Source organism: Galbibacter sp., from assembly GCF_035306585.1.
Classification (GTDB): domain Bacteria; phylum Bacteroidota; class Bacteroidia; order Flavobacteriales; family Flavobacteriaceae; genus Galbibacter.
On sequence record NZ_DATGNU010000104.1, the window covers coordinates 1 to 12,150 of the forward strand.

A 12,150-nucleotide genomic window follows, 5' to 3' on the forward strand; every position below is an offset into this window, starting at 1 on the left:
ATAGGTGTTGATTATCTGTAGTTTAAGTCTTTAATTATATTTTTCTTATAAAAGGTTATAAGACTATGATTCTCTTGTATGTATAGGATTTATGGTCATTCAGCCTCGCAGAGCAAGTCGAGCAATAGGGGTGTAGCCCCTATTCGACTTGCTCTATACATACACTCTTAAAACCTTCTTGAATTCCCATTAAGTTCAAGAAAATTGAACATTTGATATAACCTGTCATTAACCTGCTCTGAATAGTTATCCTGAAGCTCCCTAATAGATAAATTTGTAGTCACGAATGTCTTTGTTCCTTTGGCTTTAAATTCGTTATATCTAATCTGCAAGAGCCTATCGAAAAGGTTTTCTTTTATCCCCCAGGATTGAACTAATTTTTCCGTTCCCAGATCATCAAAATGCACTGGTCCGCGGCTATATTTTTCAATCACGGATTCTCCTCCTACTAATTTGTTTTGCTTGCTTTCTTTATTGAATTGACTAACGATATCATGAACAGAAATATTTGTGAAATACAAATGTTTAATGTTGTATTTCAAACTTACCCTTTGGACTATGTCAAACATGGAACTTTTACCCGTTCCGCAATTCCCATAAACCAAAAGCCCTTTTCTTAACTCCCCGTTTGTCATTTTTTCAAATGACAAATCACTTGAAAAATACCTGCATATTAAATCAAGGAAGAGTTTATTGTTTTCGTCTACGACAAAGCGTCTTTTTTCACGGGCATAGTATCTCTTGCCTTCTTTCCAAAAAAGTTGCTTAAATTGATCCGTGGTAATCTCAGTGGCAGGGCTTCTTCCCTTTTGTTCATGAATCCTGTCAAAGTATTCTATAATTGCTGCGTTTTCTTTTTTTTCCTCAGCAACTCTTTTTTTTCTTTCTTCTTCGCTATCTAGCCCTATTTGTTTTTTTTCGCGCTGCCCTAAAGTATTTTTCATGGCTTTCTCGGATTTGCGTTAACTTTTTTGTCCTTTTCTTTTTTTAATTTTTTCTTTTTATAATTATTAGATTTTAATATTAAACTATTTGTATTATTATCAGTCAAAATTTTTTGTATAGGCCTATTCAAATTTATTTGTATAGGCTTGTCAAAAACTGTGATATACCTATTCAAAATTTCTTTACTACCCTTATCTCTATAAATATGTCTCTTTATATAACCATATTCCTCCAATTGCATTAGCCAATTATTTATGGTCTGTTTTGATACTTGATATAGATTCTGGAAATATTTATTACTAGAATAGCAGAAACCATTTTTATTCGTTAATGCAGTTATTTCTGCAAATAATATTTTAGCTGCTGGAGAAAGTCTCTTGTCATATCTTACAGGTGCTGTTAATACAGCATAATATGCCGGCTCTAATTTTTCCATTACTTTCTACTTGGTTTTACAAGTCCAGGGTTCTTTCTTGCAATCTTTAATAATTCCGTTTTAGAATAAAAGATGGATCTTCCTATTTGGAAATAAGGAACAATCCCTTTTTTCTTCCAACTGATAAGACTTGTTACTGAAATGCCAAGGAATTTGGCTGCTTCTTTTTGGGTAAGTCGATCCTCTTCCGGATCAATTGGTGAGTCTGAAATAGTTTCTGTCTTTCTGATTTCATCAAGAATCATCTTGACAGCTCTTTTTAAATCTTCTTTGTTGTGTGTGTAAAATAGTACGTTGCTCATGTTGGATGAGTTTTAATTTTAAACATCGTTTTCATGAGCTAAACTAAATTTAACCACGGACTCAGGGAAGTTCCCATTATATTTTGGGAAGTTATTTTATTGAAAAAGCTTAAACTCCGCCATTGTAGAAGAAGAGAAAAACTGTTGCTTAAAGTATTCTAGGTTCTTACCTAACTGCTTGCGAAGTCCATCTTCCGACAATCCAATATTAGGAATGTTTAAATGTTTCAACTCGGCAACCATAACAGATTCTAAAAACTTCTTTTTAGGTTGGCTCTGTTGGGAAGTTATCTTTTTATTATTGAGCATATAAAACATAAATCCCGATAAAAGTTTTACTTTTTTCTTATTTAAATAAGTTAAAGATGTACCATAATTTGGAATAGTGCCATATTTACTATCCCATTCAAAGACATTATTAATGAACACATTTATTTGCTGCTCTTGACCTTTATTCTTAGGCTCCAACAACCTAACTAGGACCTTTTTCAAATCATTTGGATTCTTATTTAAACTTATTTTCCTATCATTATTAGATTTACCCCCTTCAATATTCGAAATATTAATATGTTTCAAATAGCTTTGGATACTAAAAGCAATAAAAGCCGCAAAAAAGAAAAGAATCCCACTAAACATCGCAAATTGAAATGATACACCATCATTATCTACAACAATCCATAAAGTACCTAACAAAAAAATCGCTGCTAAACTTAAAATTCCAAAATTTTTATCAATCCGATCATTGTTCATCCGTCTGAATTTTATTCCAGGTACTGTCCATTTCCTGTTGTTTAAAGTCATTTGCTATTTTAACGTAACGATTAAAAGAACTTCCTTTATGGCCGGTAATATTTCTTACTACCATTTCATTCATTCCCATGATTAAACTGTTGGTTGCAAATGTCTTTCTTGCAGTATGGCTTGTAATCAGCTCATGCTTATCGTAGGTTTTATCTATACGTTTTTGACCTATATATCGAGTAATAGTAACCTGCTTATTGATTTTAACCTTCTTACAGCATTCCTTTATGTATTTATTAAACTTCTGTCCAGAAATTACTGGTAAAGGCTCATATATCGTATCCTTATATTTCCTAAGAATAGCCTTCGAGTAATCATTCAAAGGAATAATATGATCTTTGACTTTAGTTTTTTGAATGTTAAGTTTGATATAATCATCAAAGATGTTAGACGGCCTTAATTGCTTTATATCTGAAAACCGGAGCCCAGTAAAGCACGCAAAACAATAGGTATCCCTGACATGTTCATGTTTTTTGGTTTCAAATTTATGATTGTATAACGCTAACAATTCATCCATTGTTAGGTAAATCACTTCCGTCTCATCCTCTTTTGCTCTAAACTTCTTGTATTGTAAATTATTGTGGTATTCCCTCTCATAAGCCCACGTCATAAAAGTCTTCAAGGTTTTAATCAAAAAAGCTAAGTAGCTGTTTTTATTCTTTTTTTCTAGAAAAGTATAGTCTTGCAATCTTTCAAAAAACTCCCGAGTTATGGTTTCAAAATATAGTTTATATCCTGTTTCTTCTTCGAAATCTTTAAGGAAATTTTTAGTGGTTATATATGATTTTATAGTTCTTTCTACCTTAGTAGTTTTGTTAGTTTCAATAAATTCTTCAAAAGAACTCCAGAACTCCTTTCCTAGATTTATATTTACTCCATCCTTAAGCTTGGCGGTAATAAAATCTTTTGTAGGAACGATATCATTAAGTAGAATATGCCTTTGTAATTTCCGAAGCTTTTCAGCAAACTCATCAATTTTTAAATTGTATTCTACTGCATAATTGTAAGGCTCTGATTTTTTGGAAGGCTTAATCCTTTCCGTTTTTTCATCCCAGTGTTTCTTATCACACTTTACTCCCGGAATAGCTCTAAATATTTTAAACCCATTTGCAGATATCAAAGTTCTTACAGGCGCATATCCTTCTTTATCAAACTTATCTGTTCTTAAATGAAATGAAACTTTCATATAAATTAAATTTGATTTAAATATACAAAAGGGGATACGAAAAGGGATACTTTTTTTAATAAAAAACTGTAAAAGTTAATTTAAAATAATTACAATTATTACAGTATTGGTAGTATATATGTGTTTAGAGGAGTTTAGAAGGGTTTAAATTTAATGGTACTCCCACCTCGAGTACTTTTAACATATTAAATGATATTAAAACCCTGTAAAACATCAGATTTTACAGGTTTTTTTAATTCCTTATATTCCTTTAAATTCAATTGAAATCAACTAAAATGTGTATGATTCGGGAGCACCTTAGGTGTCACTACAGGTGCGCCCGAATAGATGTTAAATACATTAATAGCTTTATTTATTATTTAAAAACCACCGTTGATCTTTCTCATAATTCAACCATGAAGTATTTATCTTATTTAAAAAAGGTGATTCGTATTAGTCACGCAAATGGTTGGATAGAGAGAGATCCATTTTACAATTTTAAATTATGCACCCATGAAATTGAAAAAGAGTTTTTGACCAAAGAAGAACTTCAAAAACTTTCCGAAAAAGAGTTTTCCATTCAAAGACTTGAACAAGTCAGGGACATTATTTTATTTACTTGCTATACTGGTCTTGCGTATATAGATGTAAGTAAACTCAGCGATGATAACATAGTGCTCGGGATTGATGGCAAAAAATGGATTAAAATAAAAAGAACTAAAACCCGGACTGTTTGCAATATCCCTATATTACCACAAGCTCTGGAAATCATTAACAAATACCTAAATCCCGAAGGAAACCAATATAAAGGCTATAAAAATTAATAAAAATTTAGATGACGGAGTGAATTTGACGCAGTAACGAAATCCTCTTATTTTACTGTACAATAATAAATTCATAGAAATTATCTTTTAGAATATTTTATAGTAGTTCTAGGGAAGGAAAAGAAGTTAGATAGAAGTAAAAGGTATGAATATCCGGGAGTATCACCTAAAGATAAGGAAAATTATTGTTACTCTCGAAACAGATAGTTCCTTTTTCCTATAATCATTCTATGGTCACTACCTAAAGATCATAGAGGTTCATAATTCTACTCATAAAAATGCACGTTTGTTAACCTCATCCTATAGATCCAACAAGATTTTGGATTTAATACCCTTTTTACAATTACATAATATGGGTTGCTATTAATATTGTTTATTTTGCAAAACCCTGAGCTTTTTAGTTTTTTTTGAATGGTAAATCAAAAATAAAATTCAGGGCAGCAGAAATTACAAGATCTGTATGAAAAGTAAAAACCAAAAATTATGAAACGAAGAACCTTTGTAACACAAACTGCCCTAGTTTCCTTAGGGTTTTTAGCACTATCAAGGTGCACCCTAAAATCATCAAAGACATCAAATGCTACAACAAAACTACCACTGAAAACTGACCCAAAAGGATATTTAGATCTCCCAGAAGGGTTTTCATATAAGATTATCTCCAAGAAAGGAGATCCAATGAATGATGGTCTCAGGGTTCCAGGGCGACCTGATGGAATGGGTGCCTTTAAAGGTCCTGACCAAAAGGTCATACTAATAAGAAACCACGAAATCAATCTTTCTCCATTATCGGAAAGTCCCTTTGGTGATGAAAACCAATGGCTGGATAAGGTAGATATTAACAAGTTATTTGATGCTGGAAAATCCATTAAACCTGGACTAGGAGGAACCACAACACTTGTATATGATGAATCCACTGAAGAGGTAGAAAAACAATTTCTTAGTTTGGCAGGGACCTACCGCAATTGTGCAGGAGGGGTGACCCCATGGAATTCGTGGCTAACTTGTGAGGAAGACGTTAGTAATGCTGATGGTGAATTTCTAGAGCAAGATCATGGGTTTGTTTTTGATGTACCCGCAAATGCCGACGGACTAGTAGATGCCAAGCCTATTCGAGGAATGGGAAGATTTAACCACGAGGCTGTAGCAGTCGATCCTAACAATGGATACATTTATCAAACAGAGGATAGGCATGATAGTCTACTTTATAGATTTATACCCAATAATCGAGACGATTTACATGCTGGCGGCCGGCTACAAGTATTAGCGATTGTCGATCAAAAAACTTTAGACACCAGAAACTGGGAAGAAAAAACAGTCGTCCTAAATAAAGAATTACCCATTGAATGGATCGACATCGATGATGTAACCCCAGAGGAAGACGACCTCCGTTACAGAGGAATGAAATTAGGCGCTGCCTGTTTCGCCAGAGGTGAAGGGATGTGGTATAGTGATCATGAGGTATACTTCGCTTGTACCAATGGAGGCCCTCAGAGATTCGGACAAGTGTTTAAAATTAACCTCAAAGAAAACACCCTGGAACTCTTTGCTGAATCTGAAGATAAAACAGTTCTTCATATGTGTGATAATCTTACTATAACACCGTGGGGATCAGTTATGGCTTGTGAGGATAATGGAGAAACCAATCGTCTGCATATTATAGATCAAGATGGGAATATTCAGCTTTTCGGTGTAAATAAAAGCAGTAAATCAGAGCTAGCAGGTGCTGTGTTTTCACCATCTGGTAAAACCCTCTTTGTAAACATTCAAGAAAACGGAGAAACCGTAGCTATAACAGGGCCGTGGGATAAACTTCACAGCTAAAGTGAACACCACTAAAGCGTTAAGGAAGGAACTCTAGAACAACAAGATAAGCGCAATGATCCGAAGCAATTTGATCACAGATTGTTTTAGATTCAAGTACTTTCCAAGCCGCTTTAGGAGCATACATAATATAATCTATCTTTTTCTTAGGATCATTAGAGGGAAAAGTAGGCTCAAGCCTGGTTTCTAGGTAGGCTGCATTCCATTGCGATTCAAGTATTTTAATAGGCTTACTTGTTGGTATATCGTTAAGGTCACCAGCTAAAATAGCTGGATGATCACCGCCAGCTAACTTCTGATTGATGGCCTTAACTTGCATCAATCGATCGCGGTTTTCCTTCAAATGGTCTAAATGAGTCCCTATAAAGCGAATGGTATCTCCAGGAGAGATCGTTATGATGATTTCAGCTGCCGCACGAGGCTCACTTGTTGGCTGATGGGGTAATGCGACACTTTTAGCCGAGAGGATCGGCCATTTGGACAACACCCCTTCACCATAGGCACCACCATCATAATCCATCGCTTTAGCATAATAGGAGGTCATTCCTGTTCGCTGTGCTAACTCGGTAGTTAAATCAAGGTTTTTAGCACGATTTGTTTTAAAGTCTACTTCTTGGAGGGCAACTAAATCAGGAGTAGTACTATTTATCAGTTCTGAAATAACATCAAGATCGAAATCCCCTTTCGCTGTAGCGCCATGTAGGATATTAAGGGTCAAAACCCGCACAATTATTCGTTCTTCGGCAGCCTGTTGCGCTTTTACCTTCCCTGAAACGCAGAGAAATAATACCAGTAGAATTCTAATCAAAAATAGTTTCACCATGGAATGAAGGTTTAAATGATTACACGTTAATTGCCGCTTTTACAATGCCCAGCGTGGATACAAAGCGTTAAATTAAAACAATCCTTAGCATTCTCCCAAAGCTTGCCATTATTTTTTAGAATATAATATTGGACAAGCTATGGTTCATATAAAAATGCTAGTTCACCAACCTAATCCGTGGTCAATTTATAATAAAGTAGATCAGAACTCGGGGTTGTAATTGATCATCCATTGTATCCCGAATTTATCCACGAAACATCCAAAATAATCACCCCAAAATTGGTCTTCCATAGGCATCTCTACAGACCCTCCTTCAGAAAGACTAGTAAATAAACGATCTGCTTCTTCTCTGCTTTGCGGATGCAAGGATATATAATTCATATTGCCATGCTTTAAGGTTTGGTTAGCAGAAGGCATAATATCGGACGCCATCAAAACGGAATCTCCACTTAATGGTAGGGAAATATGCATAATCCTATTTTGCTCTTCCTTGGGGATTTTATCACCTTCTGGAGTCTCTGAGAATCTCAATTTGAAAGAGAATTCACCACCAAATACAGATTTATAAAAATTAAATGCTTCTTCCGCATTTCCGTCAAAATTTAAATACATGTTTACTTTCATAAAAGTCGTATTTTGATTAATACAATAGTTCTTTAATTGATTTACAGCCATCTATAACTGTTAAAAATCAATAAAGTAAAAGTAAATTATAAAACAGAACCAACCAGGGTAAATTCCGACATTTAGCGGTGTAGTATACGACAATCGATGGAGTAAGGCCCTAAAAACATTTTGACTTGGACTTGCAAAAAGGTTTATAAGAACAAAAATGGATGCCAGTTTCCTAGCATCCATTTTATCTATTAAGTTTATTTTATCTTGTAAATATTGTTTGGTTGAAATAAGAATTAAAGCTTCTTCTTCACCTCAACCTCTCTAAAGCTCTCAACAATATCGCCAATTTGAATATCGTTATAATTTTTAACTTGAAGACCACAATCGTACCCTTTCGAAACTTCTTTGACATCGTCTTTGAAACGTTTCAATGAAGCCAGCTCTCCAGTAAATATTACGACACCGTCCCGAATCAATCGAACACCAGAATTTCGGTATATCTTACCATCGGTAACCATACATCCTGCAATAGTACCTACTTTAGAAATCTTGAAAGTTTCTCTAATTTCTGCAGTTCCTGTGATTTCTTCTTTCAATTCAGGTGACAACATGCCCTCCATAGCATCACGCAGATCGTTAATCGCATCATAGATGATAGAGTATGTTCTGATATCTATTTCTTCCTTATCTGCAATACTTCTTGCATTCCCCATAGGTCGTACATTAAACCCTATAATAATGGCGTCCGAAGCGGTTGCTAAAAGTACATCTGATTCTGTAATTGGTCCAACGGCTTTGTGAATTATGTTGATATGAATTTCCTCTGTAGAAAGCTTTTGGAATGAGTCAGTCAACGCCTCCACTGATCCATCAACATCTCCTTTAAGAATAATGTTCAGTTCTTTAAATTCACCAAGTGCAATTCGTCTACCGATCTCATCAAGGGTAATATGTCTTTGCGTTCTAACGGATTGTTCACGTTGTAATTGCGTACGTTTTGCTGCAATTTGTTTTGCTTCTTTCTCATCCTCAAATACATTGAACTTATCACCAGCCTGTGGCGCGCCATCCAGACCTAACACAGAAATTGGGGTTGAAGGACCAGCTTCTGGAATATTGTTTCCGCGTTCATCCTGCATAGCTTTTACTTTACCGCTATGGGTTCCAGCTAGCAAGTAATCTCCAATTTTCAATGTTCCACCTTGAACAAGAACTGTAGATACATATCCACGTCCTTTATCAAGATAAGCTTCCACAACAGCACCGACAGCATTCTTATTAGGATTCGCTTTTAGCTCTAATAGTTCCGCTTCTAAAAGTACTTTTTCAAGTAATTCAGGAACTCCTAAACCAGATTTAGCTGAAATATCCTGAGATTGAATTTTTCCTCCCCAATCTTCAACTAATAAGTTCATATTGGCAAGACTTTCTTTAATCTTATCAGGGTTCGCCGTTGGTTTATCCACCTTATTGATAGCAAACACAATTGGAATGCCGGCCGCTTGAGCGTGGCTTATCGCTTCTTTGGTTTGTGGCATCACATCGTCATCCGCTGCAATTACAATAATGGCCATATCGGTTACTTGAGCACCACGAGCACGCATGGCAGTAAAGGCCTCGTGACCTGGTGTATCTAAGAAGGTAATTTTCTGACCGTTCTTTAGGGTCACTCCATATGCTCCGATGTGCTGGGTAATACCACCACTTTCTCCAGCAATTACATTCTCCTCTCGAATATAATCCAGTAAAGAAGTTTTACCGTGGTCAACGTGACCCATCACAGTTACAACAGGAGCTCTTGGTTCAAGATCCTCTGGTGCGTCAACTTTTTCCACCTCAGCATCCTCAAGGTCAACCGTAATAAACTCTACATCATAACCAAATTCTTCAGCAATAATGGTTAATGTTTCCGCATCCAAACGCTGATTCATTGTCACCATCATACCCAATGACATACAAGCAGAAATAATTTTAGTTACAGGAACATCAATAAGGGTGGCGAGTTCACTAACGGTAACAAATTCAGTTACTCTAAGTGTTTTACTCTCTGCCTCTTGTTGTGCAATTTCTTGCTCTGTTTTTTGTCGGTGAAAATCTCTTTTCTCTCTACGGTATTTTGCTCCTTTAGACTTAGAGGCTTTACCTTGAAGTTTTTCCAAGGTCTCACGTACTTGTTTTTGTACCTCTTCCTCAGTAGGCTCTACTTTTTCTACCGGTCTTTTTTGACCAGCACCTTTACGTCTATTCTTATTATTGTCCTTGTTAAATCTGTTACCAGAATTATTTCCTGGACGTACATCTTTGTTATCTTTACTTATTCTTCTACGACGTTTCTTTTTGTCATCCGTAGAACTGGTAGACTTAGCGCCTTTTTTATTAGGATCTTCTTTCGCTTCTTTTTTCTTCTTAGGTTTATTAAACTGGGATAAATCAATTTTTTCACCTGTAAAATTAGGCCCTGAAAGCTTGGTGTACTTTGTCTTGATTTGCTCTGAATCCACCACCTCATCATCAACGATCATTTTCTTAGTCTTGATGGGAGCTTGTGGTGTTTCAACAGCCTTAGGCGCTTGTGGCTTTTTCACCTCATCGGATTTTTTATCCTTCACAGGTTCAGTTGATTTTTCTGTGGGATCCTCCACTTTCTTAGGTTCGATTTTGGCTGTTTTTTCCTCCGTTTGTTTTTCCTGTGGCTGAACAGAAGCATTTTCAGATGGACCAGCCTTTTGTTCAGCTTTAGGCTCGGAATCCGATATTTGTGGTGGTTCCAACGCTTTATCTATTGGCTTATCTACCTTAGGAACCTCAGCGGCATCATCTTTTTTCTTATCGCTAAGATCGATTTTTCCAACAGTTTTTGGACCAGAAAGGGTGGCTCGAGCACGAATAATTTCCTGTTCCTCCTCCAATTGTCTTTGGCGCTTTAACTCGTTCTCCTTCTCCAATTCCTGACGGATAGCCTCTTTCTCCTTCCGTTTTTCCTCGCCAACTTCTTTGGATGCAACCTTTTTACTCCTATCTGTTTGAAATTCGTCTAAAAGAACGTTATACACCTCATTAGTAATTTTGGTTGTAGGTCTAGCCTCTATATCAAAACCCTTTGACGATAGATGCTCTACTGCCCTGTCTAAAGAAATGTTTAATTCTCTTAGTACCTTATTTAGCCTCAATTTTGCGCTTTCAGCCATATAAATTTTTGTTATCCTAATTTTATATTCTTAATACAAAAGTTAGTCTTCAAATTCTTCTTTTAGAATCCTAACTATCTCAAGAATAGTCTCTTCTTCAAGATCCGTTCTTTTAACAAGATCTTCAATATCATTATCTAATACACTCTTCGCAGTGTCTAGACCTATTCTTTTAAACTCATCAATAATCCATTGCTCGATTTCATCTGAGAATTCCGTCAATTCAACATCTTCCTCAACACCTTCTCGCAATACATCTATTTCATAGCCTGTTAACTGACCCGCTAGACGAATATTAAAACCACCCTTACCAATTGCTTTTGACACCTCTTCTGGTCTCAATAACACCTCGGCATGCATGGTTTCATCGTTCAAAGTTACTAAACTTACTTTAGCTGGGCTCAATGCTCTACTAATAAATAATTGTGGATTATTAGTATAATTGATCACGTCAATATTTTCATTCCCTAATTCACGTACTATTCCGTGAATCCTAGATCCTTTCATTCCAACGCATGCTCCAACAGGATCAATACGATCATCATAAGAATCTACGGCTACCTTCGCTTTCTCACCAGGAATTCTCACTACTTTTTTAACAGTGATCAAACCGTCGAATACCTCTGGAATTTCTTGTTCAAACAATTTTTCCAGAAACTCTGGTGCCGTACGAGACATCACGATCATAGGCTTATTACCTTTTAGCTCCACACCTTCAATAATCCCGCGTACGTTCTCTCCTTTTCTAAAGAAATCAGAGGGGATCTGTTTATCCTTTGGTAATATGATTTCATTCCCTTCGTCATCCAGCAAGATAACAGCCTTGTGACGGATATGATGTACCTCAGCCGTATAAATCTCTCCGATAAGATCTTTAAACTGCTTGTATATGGTAGTATTATCGTGCTCGTGTATCTTTGAGATCAGATTCTGACGCAACGCCAAAATAGATCTTCTTCCAAGATCGATTAGCTTCACTTCCTCAGAAACATCCTCACCCACTTCAAAATCAGGTTCAATCTTTCTTGCTTCGGATAATGATATTTCCTGATTCTCATCCTCAACCTCGTCATCAGCTACCACTACACGATTTCTCCAGATCTCCAAATCTCCTTTGTCTGGATTTATAATAATATCAAAATTATCATCGGATCCAAACTTCTTTTTTAGCGCATTTCTAAATACATCTTCTAAAATGGCCATTAGGGTTACACGATCTATAAGCTT

11 protein-coding genes are annotated in these 12,150 nt (G+C 35.9%); 2 read left to right on the top strand and 9 right to left on the bottom strand.

Features of this window, described 5'->3' with window-relative positions; genetic code table 11:
- Window positions 1-167: 167 nt before the first annotated feature.
- The 5 genes from VKY50_RS09985 to VKY50_RS10005 form a co-directional block, all read right to left on the bottom strand.
- A complete protein-coding gene (locus tag VKY50_RS09985) occupies window positions 168-944 on the bottom strand; it encodes a P-loop NTPase family protein (protein ID WP_324301411.1) in 777 nt (258 codons plus the stop codon).
- Window positions 941-1,381 carry a helix-turn-helix domain-containing protein gene (locus VKY50_RS09990; protein WP_324301413.1) on the bottom strand — a complete coding sequence of 147 codons (441 nt, stop codon included), beginning with the start codon at window positions 1,379-1,381 and terminating at the stop codon, window positions 941-943. Before VKY50_RS09990 ends, VKY50_RS09985 begins: the two co-directional genes overlap by 4 nt.
- On the bottom strand, window positions 1,381-1,683 hold the full coding sequence (locus tag VKY50_RS09995) for a helix-turn-helix domain-containing protein (protein WP_324301415.1): 303 nt from the start codon (window positions 1,681-1,683) through the stop codon (window positions 1,381-1,383). The genes VKY50_RS09990 and VKY50_RS09995 overlap by 1 nt, the downstream gene beginning before the upstream one ends.
- Window positions 1,684-1,779: 96 nt before the next feature.
- Window positions 1,780-2,433, bottom strand: coding sequence for a hypothetical protein (locus VKY50_RS10000; protein ID WP_324301417.1), 654 nt, complete (start codon window positions 2,431-2,433; stop codon window positions 1,780-1,782).
- On the bottom strand, window positions 2,423-3,670 hold the full coding sequence (locus VKY50_RS10005) for a site-specific integrase (RefSeq protein WP_324301419.1): 1,248 nt from the start codon (window positions 3,668-3,670) through the stop codon (window positions 2,423-2,425). Before VKY50_RS10005 ends, VKY50_RS10000 begins: the two co-directional genes overlap by 11 nt.
- A gap of 281 nt (window positions 3,671-3,951) precedes the next feature.
- Between VKY50_RS10005 and VKY50_RS10010 the strand changes: the two genes are divergently transcribed.
- Window positions 3,952-4,473: a phage integrase SAM-like domain-containing protein gene (locus VKY50_RS10010; RefSeq protein WP_324301421.1), complete on the top strand. Its 522-nt coding sequence runs from the start codon at window positions 3,952-3,954 to the stop codon at window positions 4,471-4,473.
- 483 nt (window positions 4,474-4,956) lie between these two features.
- Window positions 4,957-6,294 (top strand): alkaline phosphatase PhoX, encoded by a 1,338-nt coding sequence (locus VKY50_RS10015; protein WP_324301423.1) that lies wholly within the window; start codon window positions 4,957-4,959, stop codon window positions 6,292-6,294.
- 19 nt (window positions 6,295-6,313) lie between these two features.
- Here the strand turns inward: VKY50_RS10015 and VKY50_RS10020 are convergent, their stop codons facing one another.
- From VKY50_RS10020 to nusA, 4 genes are all read right to left on the bottom strand, one after another.
- Window positions 6,314-7,117: an endonuclease/exonuclease/phosphatase family protein gene (locus tag VKY50_RS10020; protein WP_324301425.1), complete on the bottom strand. Its 804-nt coding sequence runs from the start codon at window positions 7,115-7,117 to the stop codon at window positions 6,314-6,316.
- Window positions 7,118-7,318: 201 nt separating this feature from the next.
- Complete coding sequence (locus tag VKY50_RS10025) at window positions 7,319-7,741, bottom strand: VOC family protein (protein ID WP_324301427.1); 423 nt, start codon at window positions 7,739-7,741, stop codon at window positions 7,319-7,321.
- Between the two features lie 287 nt (window positions 7,742-8,028).
- Complete coding sequence (gene infB, locus VKY50_RS10030) at window positions 8,029-10,923, bottom strand: translation initiation factor IF-2 (protein ID WP_324301429.1); 2,895 nt, start codon at window positions 10,921-10,923, stop codon at window positions 8,029-8,031.
- A gap of 42 nt (window positions 10,924-10,965) precedes the next feature.
- The coding region (nusA, locus tag VKY50_RS10035) for a transcription termination factor NusA (protein ID WP_324301431.1) at window positions 10,966-12,150 on the bottom strand (1,185 nt) is incomplete at its 5' end.

Coding starts and splice junctions, on each gene's coding strand:
- VKY50_RS09985 (WP_324301411.1), bottom strand. CDS start 944: ATGAAAAATACTTTAGGGCAGCGCGAAAAAAAACAAATAGGGCTAGAT.
- VKY50_RS09990 (WP_324301413.1), bottom strand. CDS start 1,381: ATGGAAAAATTAGAGCCGGCATATTATGCTGTATTAACAGCACCTGTA.
- VKY50_RS09995 (WP_324301415.1), bottom strand. CDS start 1,683: ATGAGCAACGTACTATTTTACACACACAACAAAGAAGATTTAAAAAGA.
- VKY50_RS10000 (WP_324301417.1), bottom strand. CDS start 2,433: ATGAACAATGATCGGATTGATAAAAATTTTGGAATTTTAAGTTTAGCA.
- VKY50_RS10005 (WP_324301419.1), bottom strand. CDS start 3,670: ATGAAAGTTTCATTTCATTTAAGAACAGATAAGTTTGATAAAGAAGGA.
- VKY50_RS10010 (WP_324301421.1), top strand. CDS start 3,952: ATGATTCGGGAGCACCTTAGGTGTCACTACAGGTGCGCCCGAATAGAT.
- VKY50_RS10015 (WP_324301423.1), top strand. CDS start 4,957: ATGAAACGAAGAACCTTTGTAACACAAACTGCCCTAGTTTCCTTAGGG.
- VKY50_RS10020 (WP_324301425.1), bottom strand. CDS start 7,117: ATGGTGAAACTATTTTTGATTAGAATTCTACTGGTATTATTTCTCTGC.
- VKY50_RS10025 (WP_324301427.1), bottom strand. CDS start 7,741: ATGAAAGTAAACATGTATTTAAATTTTGACGGAAATGCGGAAGAAGCA.
- infB (WP_324301429.1), bottom strand. CDS start 10,923: ATGGCTGAAAGCGCAAAATTGAGGCTAAATAAGGTACTAAGAGAATTA.